The sequence below is a fragment of the Thermodesulfovibrionales bacterium genome (assembly GCA_035686305.1).
In the GTDB taxonomy this organism is placed as follows: domain Bacteria; phylum Nitrospirota; class Thermodesulfovibrionia; order Thermodesulfovibrionales; family UBA9159; genus DASRZP01.
Window position 1 is genome coordinate 1 of sequence record DASRZP010000076.1, and the last position, 18,186, is coordinate 18,186.

Annotated in this window: 18 protein-coding genes and 1 tRNA gene; 3 read left to right on the forward strand and 16 right to left on the reverse strand. The window is 51.6% G+C overall.

All coding sequences use genetic code 11. The annotated features are described in order from the left end of the window. Positions 1-391: 391 nt before the first annotated feature. The 13 genes from VFG09_09045 to VFG09_09105 form a co-directional block, all read right to left on the reverse strand. Positions 392-466: transfer RNA gene (locus VFG09_09045), tRNA-Val, on the reverse strand. Positions 467-549: 83 nt separating this feature from the next. Further along, a complete protein-coding gene (locus VFG09_09050; GenBank protein HET6515290.1) occupies positions 550-1,851 on the reverse strand; it encodes a UDP-glucose/GDP-mannose dehydrogenase family protein in 1,302 nt (433 codons plus the stop codon). 296 nt (positions 1,852-2,147) lie between these two features. Next, positions 2,148-3,245: a glycosyltransferase family 4 protein gene (locus tag VFG09_09055; protein HET6515291.1), complete on the reverse strand. Its 1,098-nt coding sequence runs from the start codon at positions 3,243-3,245 to the stop codon at positions 2,148-2,150. Next, positions 3,242-3,871, reverse strand: a complete 630-nt coding sequence (locus VFG09_09060; protein ID HET6515292.1) for a polysaccharide deacetylase family protein — start codon at positions 3,869-3,871, stop codon at positions 3,242-3,244. Before VFG09_09060 ends, VFG09_09055 begins: the two co-directional genes overlap by 4 nt. A 102-nt stretch (positions 3,872-3,973) precedes the next feature. Continuing rightward, entirely contained in the window at positions 3,974-4,861 is an 888-nt protein-coding gene (locus tag VFG09_09065) for a DUF6492 family protein (protein HET6515293.1), read from the reverse strand. A 3-nt stretch (positions 4,862-4,864) separates the two neighbouring features. Continuing rightward, positions 4,865-5,806 (reverse strand): glycosyltransferase family 2 protein, encoded by a 942-nt coding sequence (locus tag VFG09_09070; GenBank protein ID HET6515294.1) that lies wholly within the window; start codon positions 5,804-5,806, stop codon positions 4,865-4,867. A 33-nt stretch (positions 5,807-5,839) separates the two neighbouring features. Then, positions 5,840-7,207, reverse strand: coding sequence for a hypothetical protein (locus tag VFG09_09075; protein HET6515295.1), 1,368 nt, complete (start codon positions 7,205-7,207; stop codon positions 5,840-5,842). 261 nt (positions 7,208-7,468) lie between these two features. Beyond that, on the reverse strand, positions 7,469-8,071 hold the full coding sequence (locus VFG09_09080; protein ID HET6515296.1) for a CatB-related O-acetyltransferase: 603 nt from the start codon (positions 8,069-8,071) through the stop codon (positions 7,469-7,471). A gap of 32 nt (positions 8,072-8,103) precedes the next feature. Then, positions 8,104-8,733: a class I SAM-dependent methyltransferase gene (locus VFG09_09085; protein ID HET6515297.1), complete on the reverse strand. Its 630-nt coding sequence runs from the start codon at positions 8,731-8,733 to the stop codon at positions 8,104-8,106. Between the two features lie 175 nt (positions 8,734-8,908). After that, a complete protein-coding gene (locus VFG09_09090; GenBank protein ID HET6515298.1) occupies positions 8,909-9,694 on the reverse strand; it encodes a glycosyltransferase family 2 protein in 786 nt (261 codons plus the stop codon). Further along, positions 9,684-10,808: an O-antigen ligase family protein gene (locus VFG09_09095; protein ID HET6515299.1), complete on the reverse strand. Its 1,125-nt coding sequence runs from the start codon at positions 10,806-10,808 to the stop codon at positions 9,684-9,686. The genes VFG09_09090 and VFG09_09095 overlap by 11 nt, the downstream gene beginning before the upstream one ends. A 31-nt stretch (positions 10,809-10,839) precedes the next feature. Beyond that, on the reverse strand, positions 10,840-11,631 hold the full coding sequence (locus VFG09_09100) for a glycosyltransferase family 2 protein (GenBank protein HET6515300.1): 792 nt from the start codon (positions 11,629-11,631) through the stop codon (positions 10,840-10,842). Continuing rightward, positions 11,628-12,326, reverse strand: coding sequence for a DUF3108 domain-containing protein (locus VFG09_09105; protein HET6515301.1), 699 nt, complete (start codon positions 12,324-12,326; stop codon positions 11,628-11,630). Before VFG09_09105 ends, VFG09_09100 begins: the two co-directional genes overlap by 4 nt. A 99-nt stretch (positions 12,327-12,425) precedes the next feature. On the opposite strand from VFG09_09105, the gene hisA reads away from it, so the two are divergent. Beyond that, positions 12,426-13,157, forward strand: coding sequence for a 1-(5-phosphoribosyl)-5-[(5-phosphoribosylamino)methylideneamino]imidazole-4-carboxamide isomerase (gene hisA, locus VFG09_09110; GenBank protein ID HET6515302.1), 732 nt, complete (start codon positions 12,426-12,428; stop codon positions 13,155-13,157). Between the two features lie 60 nt (positions 13,158-13,217). Then, positions 13,218-14,063 (forward strand): imidazole glycerol phosphate synthase subunit HisF, encoded by an 846-nt coding sequence (gene hisF, locus VFG09_09115; GenBank protein ID HET6515303.1) that lies wholly within the window; start codon positions 13,218-13,220, stop codon positions 14,061-14,063. 115 nt (positions 14,064-14,178) lie between these two features. Here the strand turns inward: hisF and VFG09_09120 are convergent, their stop codons facing one another. Next, complete coding sequence (locus tag VFG09_09120; protein HET6515304.1) at positions 14,179-15,213, reverse strand: 7-cyano-7-deazaguanine synthase; 1,035 nt, start codon at positions 15,211-15,213, stop codon at positions 14,179-14,181. Positions 15,214-15,229: 16 nt separating this feature from the next. Next, a complete protein-coding gene (rfaE1, locus tag VFG09_09125; GenBank protein ID HET6515305.1) occupies positions 15,230-16,222 on the reverse strand; it encodes a D-glycero-beta-D-manno-heptose-7-phosphate kinase in 993 nt (330 codons plus the stop codon). A gap of 162 nt (positions 16,223-16,384) precedes the next feature. Here rfaE1 and VFG09_09130 point away from each other — a divergent pair, with 162 nt between their 5' ends. Continuing rightward, a complete protein-coding gene (locus VFG09_09130) occupies positions 16,385-16,825 on the forward strand; it encodes a MerR family transcriptional regulator (protein HET6515306.1) in 441 nt (146 codons plus the stop codon). Here VFG09_09130 and VFG09_09135 read toward each other — a convergent pair. Next, positions 16,822-18,183 carry a phosphomannomutase/phosphoglucomutase gene (locus tag VFG09_09135; protein ID HET6515307.1) on the reverse strand — a complete coding sequence of 454 codons (1,362 nt, stop codon included), beginning with the start codon at positions 18,181-18,183 and terminating at the stop codon, positions 16,822-16,824. The two genes, VFG09_09130 and VFG09_09135, sit on opposite strands and share 4 nt — an antisense overlap. Positions 18,184-18,186: the final 3 nt, after the last annotated feature.

An 18,186-nucleotide genomic window follows, 5' to 3' on the forward strand; every position in this document is an offset into this window, starting at 1 on the left:
CTATACCCCCGAAAAAATATCCCTATATCCTGTAAGAAGACCGGAAGATTCTTATCGAAGCGCCATAATCGGCGCAGCGGCTTAGCTCTTCACGCGTCATTCATCAACTCGCGCAGATGAATGACGCTTACTCGCAAACACACCTTTTCCATTATCAAGAAACCATAGCAACAGGTCCAATCCTCGTAAGAAACAATTTAGCCGAGATGCAAACCACTGCAATCTTAATAGAGACTTAGGCGGGCCGGAAAACAGATTGGCTTATCTGCCTCGCAGTGACATTACAGTGACAATCTATTATTATCCTTTATCGACGAGTACTTACAAAGCTCAAATCCCGCAACCCATTGATTTTACCTGATCTGATAACTTACCGATTCTAAAGGAAAAATGGTAGGCGATGCTGGTTTCGAACCAGCGACCTCTGCCGTGTGAAGGCAGCGCTCTCCCGCTGAGCTAATCGCCCAACCGGAATAATTATAAAACAGGAGCGAGGTTGAGGTAAAGGCTCACGGCCAGACCGGTCTCAACCTTTACCTTAGCCTGCTTCTAGGACCTTCCGACGGCGAAGTACTGAAAACCGAGATTCTTCATCTTCTGGGGGTCGTAGATATTCCTGAGATCGAAGAAGAAAGGCTGTCTGATAACTCCTTTTAACCTTTCAAGATCAAGATTCCTGAACTGGTTCCATTCGGTCACAATCACCAGGACATCAGCGCCCTTGGCAGCATCATAGGGGTCTTTGCAATAGGTAATTGCGGGGAAGAGCGCTTTGGCATTCTCCATCGCCACGGGGTCGTAGGTCTTCACCTTTGCCTTGTCCTTTAAGAGCCTCTCGATGATATAGAGAGAAGGGGCGTCCCGCAGATCATCGGTATTCGGTTTGAAGGAGAGGCCAAGCACCGTCACAACCTTTCCCTTCAAGTCTCCGACAACATCCTTCATCTTCTCGAAGACGAGCTTTCGCTGATGTTCGTTCGCCAGAACGGCTGCCTTCACGATCCCGAGGTTAACGTTGTGCTCTTCTCCGATCTTGAGAAGGGCCTTCGTGTCCTTCGGGAAGCAGGAGCCGCCGAAGCCGGGACCGGCGTGGAGGAACTTCCCGCCTATCCGCTGGTCAAGGCCCATACCTTTGGCTACCATATTGACGTCGGCGCCGACCTTTTCACAGAGATTCGAGATCTCGTTGATGAAGGAGATCTTTGTGGCGAGAAAGGAATTGGATGCGTACTTGATCAGTTCCGCTGTCTCATTGTTTGTGATGACAAAGGGTGTCTCGATGAGATAGAGGGGCTTGTAGAGATCCTTCAGGATGGCTATCGCCTGCTGGCTGCTCGCACCGATAACGACCCTGTTGGGCCTCATGAAGTCCTCGACCGCTGCACCCTCTCTAAGGAACTCGGGATTGGATACGATGTCGAAGCTGCTCTCTTCTTTGAGGTTCTTTGCGATTATCTGCGCAATCCGTTTCCCTGTCCCCACAGGGACCGTGCTCTTCGTGACGATCACCTTATAGCCGTTCATATGTCCCGCTATTTCCTTCGCCACGTCATCAACATACTTCATATCAGCAGAGCCGTCCCCCCTCGGAGGGGTGCCGACGGCGATAAAGATGACCAGGGAGGAATCGACAGCTTCTCCTATCTTCGTCGTGAACATGAGCCTCCCCTGCTTCACATTCCTCTCTACGAGGTCTGCAAGTCCCGGCTCGTAAAAGGGTACTTTCCCTTTTCTCAGGGATTTTATCTTTTTCTCATCCTTGTCAACGCAGGTAACAAAGACGCCGAACTCAGCAAAGCATGCGCCCGTCACAAGACCGACGTAACCTGTTCCGATGATCCCGATATGCACGTGTCTTCCTCCTTATGCAGTCCTTTGAGAATGCTTCTATTATGTCAGAAGCCTTTTCTGTTGTAAATCGTTCAGACAATCTCTTGCAGGCAGGATGCAGTCACCTACGGTTGCCGGAGCTTCCTCTTGCGGCAGCCCATGATCACCTGTGGCCCGTATGAGAGGGACCCTTGCCCATTCCCCTTCTGTCTTCATAACCTGAATGAAGCCTATAGATGAATGAGAGGGTGTGGGTATTCAACCTGATGAAGGATCTCCTCATCTCGAAGGTCCCGGCATTGATTTGGTGGTCATGCTCATTTTGCCACCTCTTTGAGCAACCGGTCGAACCTCTCCGCCATGATCCTATCTGAGAACCGCTCCTCAACGATCCTTCTGCCCCCATAGGCCATCTGATCTCTGAATCTGCCGTCATCGAGGTAACGTGAAAGTGCAGCAGCCAAAGCGTCTTCGTTGCCAGGCGGCACGAGGAGCCCATTGCTCCCATCCGTTATGATATCCGGGATGCCGCCTACCTTCGTCCCAATGACCGGTCTGCCCATGGCCATCGCCTCGATGATCACCATGCCGAAGGCCTCGTCACAGGAGGAAGGCAAGGCAAAGATGTCCATAGCGGCATACATCCTTTCAATGTCTCTTCTTATCCCGGTAAAGATCACCCTGTCGAGCAGCGATAGATGCCTCGCCTCCTCTTCGAGGCGATTTCTTTCAGGACCGTCGCCTACGAAGAGCAGTTTCAGGTTATGACGGTCTTGAGACAATTTCTTCACGGCATTGAGCAATTCGTAGACGCCTTTGCCCTTGTGGAGCGCGCCGACCGCGCCGATCACCATATCTGCCTCATCTATTGAGAGTTCTTCCCTTGCTCCCCTCCGGTCTACCGTCTGTGGGTCCAGTTTCCTGAGGAGGACGCTATTATGGATAACCTCAACTTTTTCAGGCGATACGCCGCACCCGGTCAAAACATCTCTTACCGAGGAACTTACTGCTATGATTCTATCGACCATACGGTTGATCATCCAGGTTGTGGTGATTTTCAGCCGGGTGCTCATGTGCCGGATAAGCACAACGCGCACGTGCGCAATCCGAGCAGCGATCGCAGCCGGCCAGTATTCGCGGCCGGAATTTGCTATGATCACCTCTATATTCTCTTTCCGAGATATCTCGACCAATTTCTTGATGGCCCCAATGTCTCCCGAGTTCCGTATGGTGATTCTTCTTGCAGGTACCGTCCTGCCGGCTGTATTGGTCACCAACGTTCCGTCCACCCAGCAACCGACAATAACGTTATATCCCTTACTGAGAAGAGCTGAGATGAGAATATCGGAATGCGTCTCTATCCCGCCGCAACAACGCGCCGTTCCCAAGTTGATATTTAAGAGGAGGACGTTCATGTCCTCCGACCCTTCCGGTCTTCGTAACCCGTGTGCAATTTTTGCAAGAAATGTATCGGGTGAGTGTTATAACGGATGAACGCACGTCTTAGGGTGAGCGGATCGTCTTCTCTGTGAACTGAACCGCGATCTGTAGTAACTGCAACCTTGTAACCTGCTTCCCTTACCATCCTTTTCACGGCATTATTACGGTCTCCATATGGGTAACAAAAGGTTTCAACAACATGGCGCGTTTGTTCCTCTATGATTTTTTTTGAAGAATCAATTTCTTCTCTTGCGCGCTGTTCCTCAATTCTCGTGAGAAAGGGGTGAGTTCTCGTATGTGAACCGAAAAAAACATTCCGTGACGACAGCGCTCTGATCCGATCCCATGCCATGAGCTGCTTTCGAATACCAAGTGAATTCTCGTCCCAGGCATTTGTTGTGCCAACGAGATCAGAAACGACGAACACGGTTGCAGGGTAGCCGTATTTTTCAAGGACCGGGAAGGCATTGACGTAAAAGTCTTCATATCCGTCGTCGAAGGTCAGTGCAACTACCTTCTTGCGCCGGGCATCGGTCCCACCGAAATCCATAATTTCATGGAGGGGTACCACTACAAAACCCGCCGCTTTGAGATACCACATTTGGAATCTGAACATCGACGGAGAGACGTAAAGTCCCTTCAGCCTGCCCCTTTTCGGTGGATGAGCAATGTTATGATACATCAGGATAAGCGTTGACATGTGTTAGAGGCAAAAACCTGTCAGGAATTTCTTGAACGTCTTCTTGAAATGATATGCATAGTTCTTCGTAAGCTCTAATCTCTTAGGATGCCAATTCGATTGATAGACGATGCCGCAATATAATTTGCTTAATATGCTGTGTGTAACGCCAATCCTTCTGTCATGCTCGTACTCTTCAAGAAATAGATATGCCTTAAAGAAAGGTTCACGAGGGACGATATCTATGGAACGATATTTCACCAGTGCCTCGCCATACCAGAAAGCCTCACTTGGAAGAAACGTAATGGCATCCACAATCGTCATTTCTCGGGGGATGAGATAATTCTTTTCAAGGTCTTGCCATACGGAACGATGCCAGGTGGCAGGGAGCGGACCAAAATTGTATGAAGGCCCCTGGCGGTTAAAAATGTCCCTGAACTTGCTTTTCATAATTTCGAACTGTTCCATATCCTTTTCTAACCCATTCCTGAGACAGAATTCATGGAAAGATTTTCCTTCATGCATAAGGGTATAAGGGATAGTTCCGGAAGCCATGAAATCCGATCGCCGAAACGCTCTGATAAAAATTGAATCAGAATCAATGCACAAATAAGAGGGCAGGGGATTTACTCTCCAAAAGTCAGCCTTGACGATTTGTTGTGAAAGGCGCCCCGGCAGCGAACCGTATGCATCATGAGATATGTTTCGATTTGATCCAATAATATCCTGGTCACGCAGCCACTCTATGTCCCCTGTACCGATATGATTTCTAAAGAGACCCAAATCATTTTCGGGTACGGAAATATAAAAGGGCAGGGAGTCATTATTGAAACGCCGAACACTCTCTGTCAGCTCTTTAGTGCGCGTGAGATCATTGCGGTAGCTCTTGCAAAAAAGGGTAATCCCTTCCATTGATCAGAACCCGACGCCAAGTTGCTGCGCAACGGCACGAACCTTGTGCAAATATCTCCGTCTCTTAAGCCAGTTTCTCGGCCTGTCGTGTGTTGCAAGCTGCAGTCTGTTCGTTACCCGGTATTGCGACACCGTGTCTCCGCTCTCCTTCTTCTGCACGTACTGTGCAAGGATGGAAAGGTTACATTCCCGTGTATGAGGGAATCCGATCGCCACTCCATGTTTATCGATAATCCGGCGCTTGTTTCGCTTGAGTAATGCCCTCGATTCGCTGCCTAACCTCCCGAAGGCTGTGCTGCCACGATGGTAAATGAAAACATCCTCGGCCACAAACAAGCGAAAGCCTTGCTCCTTCATGCGGAGGGAATAATCAAAGTCTTCAAAATATCCCCGGCCGAAACCTTCATCGAGAAGTCCGGTCTTTCCAAGGGCGTTTTCGGTAATGGCGACGCAGCAAAAATCAAGGCGATAGGCATCCAAGGAGGTTCGCACGCCGCTATTTGCATACTGCAGCCCTTGCATGATGATACCCTCAACGTCAGGGGCGCTCGTATAGATGGCTTGCTCGTTACCGGCAGCATTCGTGACCGGACCGATCATGCCCAGGGACTCATCGATGGCACAATGCTCTGCAAGGCGATTGATCATACCCTCGGGACAAATGGTATCGCTGTTCAGGAGAATAATGACCTCACCCTGTGCCTCGCGGATGCCCGTGTTCATTCCTCCGGCAAAACCAAGATTCTTCTCGCTGAAGATGAAACGCACGGAAGGATATGCCTCTTGAAGCGCTCTGAGGTGCTCAGGCGTATCATCATCGGAACCATTATCAACCACGATCAACTCCCAATGGTTGAAATTACGGTCTCGAACAAGACTCTCGAAACATAATTTCGTTGTTTCATCGAAGTACTTGAAGCTCAACAACACAATACTGATCTTCATCGATAGCAGTTATTCACAACGTGATATCGCCGTCTATTTCGGCATGCACTGTTGAAGAGTTTCACGTCGGTTCATCGCCTGGCAGACCCACTCGTATAAGGTTCTCACCGCGGCTTCCGCCGTATACGGAGATGCCGTCTCGGAAGAGGGGAGATCATTTCTGAGCCACCTCGAGTAAAGCTCATCCAAAGCACCCGAAATCGCATCAACATCGTCGGACGGTAAAGCCCAGTGCCCCATGGCCCGAACCATGTGCTCTAATTGCCTATTATGCCACACCAGTGCAAGAATAGGGCGCTTCGCAAAAAAGTACTCGTATACCTTGGAAGGTATATACTCCTCGCAATAATCATCGTTCCCATGAAGGAGCAAAAGACAGTCGGACTGACTCATCAATCTGAGCACCTGTTCTCTGCCGCTTTCGTTTGTTGCTGCATTGTATTCAATCCTTCCATGCACTATGATGGCTTCCCTATAGGGAAATTCTTTTACCGTTTCTGCCGAAAGGGTATCTAATTCAGCACCATAAATATGGAGGCGAAAAACGTTCCTCCGCCCGGGATCCCGATCTATGGCCTTCTTCAGAGCCGCAAGAAATATGGTGAGGTTGCGTGTTTTGGACAATGATCCGAAATGGCTTATGGTCAGTTCCTTCCCCTGATGGTAAGGAATAGGATACGCCGGAGGGGGTTCGACACCGGGAATCAGGCAATGGCCACGGTCACCCAACTCAGGATGACGCATCCTTGCGCGAGATAGAGCCTCCTCGGTAAACCACCAAACAACATCGGCATGTTTACAGATTCTTTCTTCCAACCAGTATGCAAAACGCTCTCGCTGTGTTGTCGGCAATTGGCTGTATGTAACCATAGGATCATGAATCTCCGCGATCCAGGGTAACTCATAAGACCTTGTCAGCATATAGGCAGCAAAGTGGGCAGCGTTAGGACCGCCTGTTGAGTAAATTACTATCGGCCGACGTTTCTTTATGATACGGATTCCGGCAAGGTAAGCACTGATAAACCATGACCACTGAGACTCCTGCCGAATAAATGCCTTCTCGAGAAGATAAAAAGGGAGGATAAGAAGGGAAAGGAGACCTGACAGCAGGCGATACAAAAATCGGTTTCGCAACCGTTGGCGCAAAAAATGGCGCAGATCGAAACGCAAACCTACAGGAGTCGGCGGGAAGATCTGATGATGCTCGATTCTCTCATCTTTCTTGCCGGTAAAGGTGCTCAGCACGATAGGCTCTATCCCTAATTTCAGAAGGTGCGGAATTTTATCCGAAATTGTCTGACTGACCGCCCGTCCGTCCATGTTGAAAGCATTCGCTATGATGAGCCATCGTTGTTTATCGCTTTTCCCTTGTTTGTTGATTTTTGCCGTGCCCTTTCCCATCTGTAACCCCACAATGAAGTGACGTATAAAGAGCTTCAAAATAGAATACACATAATCAGAAAATCTCCCTCGCCCCTCTTTGCCAAAGAGGGGATTTCCCTCCCTTTGGAAAAGGGAGGTTAGGAGGGATTTTACAAATAGAGTTCATACTATTGTGAGTCTATTAATAAGCCCTACGAGTCGTACCGCGATGGAACGTTGGTGCCCGCGACTTCAAGCCTTTCAGGCGTTTCGCCCATGCCCAAGCCTCTTAGCTGCTCGCTAGCCTTTCTCGTCCCTCTCTTTTGCCCTGGCAAGAAAGGCGTCTACATCAGAACTGAGAAGGAAAGGAAGCATGTCTGCTATTTCTTCATCCGGCCAATTCCACCACTTCAACTCTAGGAGCTGGTGAATGGTTGCATCATCAAAGCGCTTCATTACGAGACGGGCGGGGTTACCCACGACAATCGCATAGGGCGCCACATCCCTTCTTACAACAGATCGCGTTCCTATTACCGCACCGTCACCGATGGTAACACCCGACAGGATGACCGCTTCGCTGCCAATCCAGACGTCATTGCCGATAACAACGTCTCCTCTCGTTCTCGGGTGGCCGGCAATGTGACGCCCTTTTTCCCATACCACGCTGAATGGATAGGTTGTTACCCAATCAATCCTATGCTCACCACCAAGAAAAATCTTGACGCCTTCGGCTATCGAGCAAAATGCGCCAATCTTAAGAGCAGCCCCTTCGTTCCATGTAAGAATCTGTGGATCCCCATAGGTTCCCTTGCCGATTGCATAGTGCTGATACTGTTCTTGTAGACTTTCTCTCTTTCTTGAGAACAGTCTAGCCGCTCTGTCAAATAGTCTGCGTATACGCATTCAGTTCATCGAGGTTGCTGCGGAGAGAACACTCACCCGCCTTTTCTTGCCCGTAGTATGTACTGAATAACAAGCGCTTCCTTTATCTTGTTGAGTAAGACAACATTGAGCAGTTTCATATTCAAACCGGAATCCACCTTGCGATACACCTTCTCAATAGTGAATCCGCTGTCCTGAAAAAGGGCACGGATACCGGGCCATGTGAAGAATCTCAGATGACTCTTATCAAGGACTCCCGAGTCTGTATAGCGCCAATTTCCCCTTACGAGGCCCCTTACGACTCTATGGAAACCCACGTTAGGAATGCTCGCAACGATACATCCGCCTGGTTTCAGCACTGCATGAAGCTTCAACATCACGGACCATGGATCGACAAGATGTTCGAGAACGTCTGCACAGACAACGCAATCAAAATGCCCGGGTGAAAAAGGGATCTCGATATGTTCGACATTGCCTTCGACAACTCGATCAAGGGCCTGCGTCGCTGACGATGCGGCGGTATGCGACAACTCGATCCCGCAGACTTCAACGGACCCCTTTTCTTTCAAGTGCCTGCCGAGCACACCCGTTCCGCATCCAACGTCAAGAACGGAAGAGCACGTCTGTGGAATCATTGCTATGATCTCGGACCGGAGAAGGCTATAATATTCCTCAGATACCATGTACGGGCTTCTTTCTCATATCCCCTTCAAGGGTGCGCAGGAAACACTCAATTTTATCATACCTACCCCTGATAATTCATAAACGTTGGGGACTGGCTGTCGCTTCAGAGGCAAGAGGCGTGGATATTTGCCGGGCGCGCTGCTCATAAAACACACGAACAAAATGACGCTATGGTCAACGATCTTTCTTATGGTGCCTTTGGTTCTCTCTATCGTTCTGGAGTTCGAGGAGTTTCGCATACTTGAAGAAGGACCCGCCAGCCTTTGTGATTGCCGTAACAAGACCGTCCATCCCGTCGAGGAGGCCCCTTTCAAGGAGGTAGATCTTGAGGAACATGGCGATACCGTGAAAAACGGGCGTTAGGGGGTTGGCTCTTTTTCCTGAGGCGAAGAGCTCCCTTGCGATGACGCTAGAGTAATCATTGAGGGTCTTCAGCATATCGGAATAGTTCGAGAAGGCATGGTGGTCGATATAGGCGTCGAGGTCCCCGACCCGCCCCTCGGTTATCCACCGTTCGTGAACGACCGATTGGAAGGAGCCCCGTCTCCTGTTGACGAGGCGAATATGCCTGTCAGGCCAATAGCCGGAGTGTCTCAGCCATCTGCCATGGAGGTAATTCTTCCTCTTGAGACGGTAGGCATCCGCATCGGGTTTCTTCAGGGTCTTCAGGATTTTGTTACGGGTCTCTGCCGGAATCCTCTCGTCGGCATCCAAGAGAAGGACCCAATCGTGGCTGCACTTTTCGACGGCGCTGTTCTTCTGAGGACCGTAGCCTTTCCAGTCTTCAAGAAAGACCCTGCATCCATGGGTCTCGGCAATCTCGACTGTCCGGTCGGTGCTGCCTGAATCGACGAGGACGATCTCCTCTGCGAAGGAGACGCTCTTCAGACACTCGGGAAGGCGAGCCTCCTCATTCTTCGTGATCAGGGCGACGGAGAGAGGGGATTTTTCAGCCGTCATTCATCCCCCCGGCTATACCCGAAAAAAGGGACAGAGCCATCGTTGTCGGTGTCGGGAGAATCTGGGTGTCGGTGAGGCTGCCGACGACGAAGACGACGGTAAAGGCGAAAACCGAGAATCCGGGAGATCTGTCCCGTGCCCTCCACCCTTTTCTGATCATGACGAGCAGGAGCCAGGAGAGGGCAATCAGCCCCGGTATGCCAAAACTGACCATCATGTAAAGGAAACTGTTATGGGGATGATCATAGAACGGCAGGGAAGGGTCCCTCTTCTGCACCTCCCACGATCTTCTGAAACTGCCTGTGCCTGATCCGGTGAGAGGATTCTTCTCTATCTCAGACAGGGCGATCTCCCACATGTGGATACGCAGGCCGATGGATGTATTTACGATTCCCTGCCGGTAGAGCTCGATGTCTTCCTTCCCCTTCAAGACCCTCTTTTTTATAACGGGAAAGGTGGCAAGGAGCGAACAAAAAAGGATACCGAAAAAGATGAGTTTAACGATCTTACCCTGTTTCAGGATATGATGGAGGAGGATGGGGAAAAGGAGGATGATTGCGAGGTACCCGCTTCTTCCCCCAACAAACGCGATGGTCGAAAGATACTCTACGATGAGGGAGAGATAGATGAGCCTCTTCCGTGCATCACATTCCCTTGAAAAATAAAAGGAGGCGATGATCGTGCCTGCCGCAAGGAGGATCGAGAAGGCGATCCAGGGGGAACTTCCCGGGAAGAGCCCCACAGGATGGCCGTTCTTCAGAGGGAGGACTCCGATGTATTGCAGGATGGCAACTGCGCTGTTCAGTGAGAGACCGGCGAGAAACATCTTGAGGACAACATCATCCCGTTTTGAATCTCTGGCAATTGAAAGGAAGGCGATGCTGAAGAGCCAGTAGTACGATTTCACCGCGATACTCATTCCGTCCGAGGGGAGTGGGGTATAGAGAAGCCCGATCCATGGAAGGACGAGAAGGAGGAGGACGGGAATCATCATGCCCGTGGAAGGCCAGGTCCCCAAGTCCTTGAGAAACCTTCCCGACAGTATCCACACAGCAAGAACAAGGCCGCCGAAAATAAAAAGAGGGGACGTCCCTATAGACAGGCAGAAAAACATCCCTCCGAAGCCTGCGGTCAGCAGGTCTCTGCTACTGGCGGTTCTTAAAGAGTCCATTCCGGCAAAAATATCCCTTTGATTCGATGGTCGCCTGGAGGAGGTCTTTGTTCCCGTTCAGCGTGGTCTTGTTCGTCGGATGCCAGAGGTGGAAGCAGATGGCCATGAACGGGTGGACCTTCTTTTTAAGGCCGTATTTGAAAAATCTGCAGGCGAGTTCGGAATCTTCGTTGCCCCATCCGACGAAATCTTCGTTAAAGCCGTTTACTGCCATGATATCATCCCTGAAGAAACTCATATTGCACGACTTGATACCCTTAAGTTTCGTATTCCTGACGGACCGAAACAAGGGAAGACGAATGAGGTGATGGATATTGGAGATATGAAAGAGCAGGGCCATTTTCATGAGCTCAGAGGCTGAATTGGCATGCCCGTGACCAAAGGCCGCCACCATTTTCCTGTGCACATGCACCCTCTTCCCCTGAATAAAACATCCCTTTTCTGCGAGTGCCAGGTGGTCTGAGAGAAAATGCCTGTTTACGACACAATCGCCGTCCAGAAGGACAAGGTAGTCACCGGATGACCTCTTTATCGCCTCATTGCGGATCTTCGCTGCCCTGAATCCCCTGTTCTCCTGCCAGACGTGGAAGACCGGAACCGGGGCACGTTCGGAAAAGCCTTGAACGACAACAGCGGTATCGTCACCGGAGCCATCGTCTGCGATCAGGACTTCGTCGGGTTGCCTGATCTGGTCCATAACACTGTCCGTGACTTTCCCCAGGGCCAGAGGGGTATTGTAGGTTGTAATGATCAGGGAGAGTTTCAATAGTTCCCGCCGGCAAGATTGGCAGTTATGGAGCCGATCTTGATCCTTGTCTTCAACCTCACCGGGATTCTCTTTTCATCATTCGTGAGCCAGATGTAGATATCACCTTTCCTGAAGAATATCCCTTCGGATTTGATGAGCGGTTTGATAAGGACCGTGTCGAACTGTCCTACAGGAACACGTATCCTCTCTTTGCTTATCACCTGTATCTCAACGCTCCAGACCTTCTTGCTGTCAAAGACCGTGACATAAACAGGTTTGCCGATCTCGAGCTTCAGCCCTCGGAGATAGTAAAAACTTGAGAGCGGATCGAAGACCCGTGGGGGGATAGCGATCTCCTTCCTCTCGTTATTCACGTAATCGATAGAGAGAGCCTTCATGGTGTTATGGTTAAAGATCACTTCCTTGTTCTTCCGGTGTCTTCCCTCGCGAAGCCTGATCCTATAATTGACGGGCTGTCCCATGCCGATGTTCCCAATGTTCTTCAGGAGGCTGCTTTCGACCCTGTCATCGACGGTATAGAAGATCGAGACCCACTTGGCCGATCTCGTGGTGGAGGTGATGATGACCCTGTCCCCGCCGTCTCTCACATCGAGCGTCGCCTCGCCCGCCTTTATCCCTGTCCATGTGAGGTCGTAGCGGAAGGTCTCAGGGATGTGGAGAGAAAAGGCTCCGGCTGGAATTGTGAGAAGCATCGGGGCCCCAACAGCGAAGAGGAAAAAGAAAACCCTGCGTCTCCTTCCAGACTTATTTCTGCTTCGGCAACAGGGGAGCATATTTTGCTATATTAAAACATGTTGATAATTCCTGCAATAGACCTGAAGGACGGGAAATGCGTTAGGCTCCTTCAGGGGAACAAGGACGCGGTCACCACCTATTCGGACGATCCTTCGTCTACGGCGAAGCTCTGGGAATCATGTGGTGCGACGCTCCTCCATGTCGTTGATCTTGACGGCGCCTTCACAGGAGAGCAGAAAAACCTTGAAGCCATCAGGAAGATCCGCGACACTGTCTCGATGGAGATCGAAGTCGGGGGGGGCATACGGGACATGGGAAAGATCGAAGATCTCATCGCTATCGGGATCACCAGGATCATCCTCGGCACCGTTGCCGTCGAAAAACCTTCGCTCGTTGCCGAGGCCTGCCAGCGATATCCCGGTCGGATATTGGTTGGCATTGACGCACGGGACGGAAAGGTCGCGGTAAAGGGATGGGTTGAAGTTACAGCCGCGGATGCAAAGGCGCTTGCAAAGGATGCCGCCCGGAAGGGCGCGGCAGGGATTATCTATACCGACATATCGACCGACGGGATGATGACCGGTCCGAATGTCCCCGCCGTGGAGGAGATGGTCATGACGGTCGATATACCTGTCATAGCATCGGGAGGTCTCTCCTCCCTTGGGGATATAAGGAGGCTCCTTGCCGTAAGAAACCTCTGGGGTGTGATCACGGGGAAGGCGATTTATTCGGGAGCCCTTGATTTGAGAGAGGCGATACGAATTTCTGAGGATCGAGGAAAGGGTTGAGGTTAAGAAAGAAGAGAGATTCTCAGCGTTGCTTCGGCCTTGTCCCTTTTGGAGGAACCTGTGCTAGCTAAACGGATCATTCCCTGCCTCGATGTGAAAGACGGCAGGGTCGTGAAAGGGGTCAGCTTTGTCAATCTGAGGGATGCCGGTGATCCTGTGGAGAACGCAAAGTTTTATGACGGACAGGGGGCTGATGAACTCATCTTCCTCGATATCACCGCATCCCATGAGAAGCGGAAGATCATTCTTGATGTTGTCGAAAAGACTGCTACGGATGTCTTTATGCCACTGACCGTTGGCGGTGGGATAAAGAGCCTTGATGATATCAGAGACCTTCTCCGTGCGGGCTGCGATAAGGTCTCTATCAACACGACGGCCGTGAAAGACCCTTACTTTATCAGCAGGGCGGCAGAGCGATTCGGGAGCCAGTGCGTCGTTGTCGCCATAGACGCAAAGCGGGTTGGCGGCACGATGTCCGATGCCACCGGTGAACTATGGTGCGAGATGGAGCAGTTCAGGGATGTCTGCATCGAACTCCCGAAGGCTGGCGAAGAGACATTATGGGCGATCTCAACCCATGGCGGGAGACGGATGAAGCTCATCAATGCAGTCAGATGGGCAAAGAAGATGGAAGACCTTGGGGCAGGGGAGATCATGCTGACGAGCATGGACAGGGACGGCACAAAAGACGGTTATGACCTGGAGCTCACACGGGCGATATCGGAGGCCGTTGCGATTCCTGTCATCGCCTCGGGCGGCGCAGGCACTCTTGAGCATCTCTTCGAAGGGTTTGTTTATGGAAAGGCCGACGCAGTTCTTGCGGCGTCAATATTTCATTTCAGAGAATACACGGTCAGAGAGGCCAAGGAGTATCTGAGATCGAAGGGTGTCCTGGTGAGGCTTTAAACCAGTCTTCTCTTCTGAGAGGACATCCGCTTCTCGGCAAGAGAAGAGCCCTTTCGAATAGGACATCCTCTCCGGAGCTTGTCCAAGCTATTGAGATCTTTCGGGAGGGTTCCGATCAGGCACGACTCACAACGTGCTTCTTCTCAGGTCTTCCTATCCTGCGGTTGATGAGAACCTCGTCTCCTGCAGGAACGACGCGTGCCTTGCTGGAACCGTTACCCCTGACGACGGTCACGTCCACTTCGGGAAGATGCTTTGCGTCGGAGTACCGAGCACAGAGCGAGGCCGCCAGGCTTATGAAGTCTGCCGAGTCTTCTCCCGACAGCAGCACTGTCGGGCTTCCAGACCCTTCCACCCGTAACAGATAATCCTCGTTCCCCGCATAAGACTCTATGGCCGCGTTCTCTTTTTCATCCCTCCCGACGATAGTCTTGCATGTCTGAGAGAGCCTGAAGTGTCTCCCTACCCTCAAGAGATGGAGGTCGTTGAGGGAGGGGTTGGGGGTGTGGCCAAGGAGTTCTCTTAACCGGTATGAGTAGTTCGGTTCGGTCAGGAGGCAGCCTCCGGCAGGGGCCGGATAGTCTGTCAGTCCTAGCTCTTCGGCAAGGGCCATCTGTGGTTTTCGCGACCTGCCGCTGAAGCCGTACAGCATCTCACGCTTCACAAGCCCTTCCTTCTCAGGAGCGGTGACGGCGAGGAGCTTTGCGCTCAGGGGACGGAGCACAGAGCCTTTCAACCCCGCCTCCCTGTCAATCATATTGAGCGTGTCACGTCTCTGGCTCATGGGCCTCTGGCCGACAACCTCACCGGTAACAACAAAATGGGCACCTGTCATCTCCATGAGGTCTCTCGCCTCCCTGAGCATGAGGATCCTGCAGTCGATGCAGGGGTTCATATTCTTGCCGTGTCCGAAAACCGGATTCTTCACGATCTCAACGAACTGATCGGCCAGGTGGCTGAGCTTCACGGTAAACCCGAATTTTTCAGCTGCGGGAAAGGGGTTCTTCGAACAGGAGGAGCTGTCACTGATGTCGCAGCCAAAGTGTGTGAGAAAGGTGACGGCAGTGATTTCCACCCCCTGTCTCAGCATGACGAGTATTGCAAGGGTGCTGTCAAGTCCGCCCGATAGGAGAGCTATTGCCTTTGCCATAGTTGAACGACTAACGTCAAATGGTTCTGACTGACGCCTGACCCTGGTTTGTCATGAGGGACTTGAGGGACTTGCGCAATTTTTCCTGGGTCACGACTGCGGTCCCCACTTCTCCTACGACGATTCCCGCCGCATGGTTCGCAATAGAAGCCGCTTCCTGCAGGGTGGCGCCAGAGGCAAAGGCAAGGGCCACAGTGGCGATCACGGTATCCCCGGCGCCGGTAACATCATAAACACGTCGTGCCACCGTCGGTATATGGGTGACCGTCTCCCGCTCGAAAAGGCTCATCCCTTCTTCCCCCCGTGTGATCAGGACCGAGGCACAAGAGAGTCTCTTCATAAGGGTCTTGCCTGCCCGTATAAGGGACCTTTCATCCTTGATTTCAATCCCCGAACCGCTCGACGCCTCCACGAGATTCGGCGTTATGAGGGATACCCCCCTGTAGCAAGGGAAGTGGCCGACCTTGGGGTCAACGGCGACGAGCTTCTTCCTGGCCCTTGCGTGCTTCAAAATTTCCCGTATCAGTTCGGGGGAGACCAATCCCTTCTTGTAGTCCGAAACGATGACGGCATCGTGTTCATGGATCGCATGTCTCATGAACGCAAGAAGATCGACGCGGGCCTTCCCGCTGATTCTGCTCTTCTCTTCCCTATCGAACCTGACGACCTGCTGGTTATGGGCGATGACCCTCGTCTTCATGATCGTAGGCCTGGAATCCTCAAAGAGCGCTGATGCGACTCCCCTTTCCTCGGCAAGCTCCCGGAAGATGTCACCGGCCCTGTCCCTGCCGACAATCCCCGCCACCGTCGCTTTCCCCCCCATTGACGCAATATTGTTTGCGACGTTGGCGGCCCCGCCGAGCCTGAAGGTGTCGTCGGTAACTTCGACGATGGGGACGGGGGCTTCCGGAGATATCCTGCTCACCTTCCCCCAGATATACTGGTCGAGGATAATGTCCCCTACCACCAGTATCCTGGCGTCCCTGAAGTTATTGAAGAGAGCTTTCATATCCACCCTGTACGATAACGCAGGAATACCGCAAAAAGCAATAAATCCGTATCGTCTGCCGACGGCCTCTTGAGCATGGCAGGGAAGAAGAATGTTGTTGTCTTTTCGGAGTGGGAATGTTTTATAATACATAAATTTTTAATTATAAGTTGAACTGAAGACATGGCTAAAAGGAAACTGGTAAAGGAATTAACAGAAGAAGAGAAAAAGGGGATGCCTCTCTATCCCATTGGGATCGTTTCAGAACTCCTCGGGACAACGGACCAGACACTCAGACTCTACGAAAAACACGGCCTCATCATCCCTGCGCGGCGAAACAAGAACAGGTTCTACTCTGAGAATGATATCAAGTGGCTCAGGTGCGTGAGGGACCTTATCCACGTAAGGAAGATAAGCATAGAGGGGATAAAGAAACTTCTTGATTATGCCCCGTGCTGGGAGATTACCGCCTGCCCTAACGAGAGGAAGGAAGAGTGTTCCGCCTTTATCGACAGAAGTAAACCCTGCTGGGAACTCAGCAGGATGATCTGCAACAAGGAAGCTGGCAAGGACTGCGACGACTGCGTCGTATTTCTCTCACGGCGCAAAAAGGGGAGGGGTTAAAAGAAGTTCTTCAGACGCTCCTCAACGAGTCTCTGTATCTTCTCAAGTGATTCACGGTCTTCTGCTTCGAATCTCATGACGAGGGCCGGCTGGGTGTTCGAAGCCCTGATGAGCCCCCACCCTTTGCCGAAGTTGATTCTGATCCCGTCGATATCGAAAAGGGGATAATCACAAAACTCCGCCTTCGCCTTTTCCATCACCATAAATTTTAGCTCGTCGGGGCAGTCCAGCCGTATCTCCGGTGTCGAGACCGTAGAAGGGACGCCGGAGAGGAGGCCCTTGAGGGAATAGGGTTTACCTCTTCTTGAAAGGATCTCAATGAGTCTGAGGCTCGCATAGATCGCGTCGTCATATCCGAAGTAGCGGTCGGCAAAAAAAAGGTGGCCACTCATCTCTCCCGCAAGGAGCGCGGATGTTTCCTTCATCTTGGACTTGATCAGAGAATGGCCTACCTTCCACATGATGGGATTCCCGCCGTGCTCCTTGATATCATCAAAGAGGGTCTGAGAACATTTCACCTCTCCGATTACCGTTGCGCCGGGGTTCTGCTCGAGTATGTCTCGCGCGAAAATGACCATCAGCCGGTCACCCCAGACGATCTCGCCATCCTCGTCCACCACCCCGATACGGTCTGAATCACCGTCATAGCCGATCCCGAGATGAGCCTTTTCCGACTTCACCTTTGCTATCAGGTCCAAGACATTTTCAGGAACAACAGGGTCGGGATGATGATTCGGGAAGGTGCCGTCAGGTTCGCAATAGAGCTCGGTCACTTCGCACCCGAGGAACCGTAAAAGGGAAGGAGCAACAAGTCCTCCTGTCCCGTTTCCTGCGTCCACCACCACCTTGATCCGTTCAAATCGTCCGAAAAGTTTTCTGAGATGATCGGTGTATGCAGGGATGATGTCGTATGTCCTGAGATCTCCGGAACCCTCCGTTCCCTCACCAGCTTCGATGATTCTCTTCAGCTCCTGAATGCTCTTCCCATAGAGGGTGTCTTTCCCCATGCTTAATTTCATCCCATTGAACTCCGGAGGATTGTGGCTGCCGGTAATCATGATCCCACCGTCGACGTTGAGATGGTAGAGCGAAAAATACTGGAGTGGTGTCGGGCACGAGCCAATGTCAACAACGTCGATGCCGCTTGTTGTGAGCCCCTCGGCGAGATGGTCAAACATGGCAGGAGAACTCAACCGGACATCGCGCCCCACGGTGACAGTAAGCGCATCCTTCGAGAGATTCTTCTTCAGATACCAGGCAAAAGCCCGGCCGATTGCAGAGACGCTTTCCGGCGACAGGTCCTTTCCCCAGACACCTCGTATGTCATATTCGCGGAATATCTTCGGTGCGATCGTCATGCC

What these genes read in the sequence shown, in the direction of transcription:
- VFG09_09055 (HET6515291.1), bottom strand. Translation starts at nt 3,245, where the DNA reads ATGAACGTCCTCCTCTTAAATATCAACTTGGGAACGGCGCGTTGTTGC.
- VFG09_09130 (HET6515306.1), top strand. Translation starts at nt 16,385, where the DNA reads ATGGCTAAAAGGAAACTGGTAAAGGAATTAACAGAAGAAGAGAAAAAG.
- VFG09_09080 (HET6515296.1), bottom strand. Translation starts at nt 8,071, where the DNA reads ATGCGTATACGCAGACTATTTGACAGAGCGGCTAGACTGTTCTCAAGA.
- VFG09_09105 (HET6515301.1), bottom strand. Translation starts at nt 12,326, where the DNA reads ATGCTTCTCACAATTCCAGCCGGAGCCTTTTCTCTCCACATCCCTGAG.
- hisA (HET6515302.1), top strand. Translation starts at nt 12,426, where the DNA reads ATGTTGATAATTCCTGCAATAGACCTGAAGGACGGGAAATGCGTTAGG.
- VFG09_09070 (HET6515294.1), bottom strand. Translation starts at nt 5,806, where the DNA reads ATGAAGATCAGTATTGTGTTGTTGAGCTTCAAGTACTTCGATGAAACA.
- VFG09_09065 (HET6515293.1), bottom strand. Translation starts at nt 4,861, where the DNA reads ATGGAAGGGATTACCCTTTTTTGCAAGAGCTACCGCAATGATCTCACG.
- VFG09_09075 (HET6515295.1), bottom strand. Translation starts at nt 7,207, where the DNA reads ATGGGAAAGGGCACGGCAAAAATCAACAAACAAGGGAAAAGCGATAAA.
- VFG09_09095 (HET6515299.1), bottom strand. Translation starts at nt 10,808, where the DNA reads ATGTTTTTCTGCCTGTCTATAGGGACGTCCCCTCTTTTTATTTTCGGC.
- VFG09_09085 (HET6515297.1), bottom strand. Translation starts at nt 8,733, where the DNA reads ATGGTATCTGAGGAATATTATAGCCTTCTCCGGTCCGAGATCATAGCA.
- VFG09_09090 (HET6515298.1), bottom strand. Translation starts at nt 9,694, where the DNA reads ATGACGGCTGAAAAATCCCCTCTCTCCGTCGCCCTGATCACGAAGAAT.
- VFG09_09060 (HET6515292.1), bottom strand. Translation starts at nt 3,871, where the DNA reads ATGTGGTATCTCAAAGCGGCGGGTTTTGTAGTGGTACCCCTCCATGAA.
- VFG09_09120 (HET6515304.1), bottom strand. Translation starts at nt 15,213, where the DNA reads ATGGCAAAGGCAATAGCTCTCCTATCGGGCGGACTTGACAGCACCCTT.
- VFG09_09135 (HET6515307.1), bottom strand. Translation starts at nt 18,183, where the DNA reads ATGACGATCGCACCGAAGATATTCCGCGAATATGACATACGAGGTGTC.
- rfaE1 (HET6515305.1), bottom strand. Translation starts at nt 16,222, where the DNA reads ATGAAAGCTCTCTTCAATAACTTCAGGGACGCCAGGATACTGGTGGTA.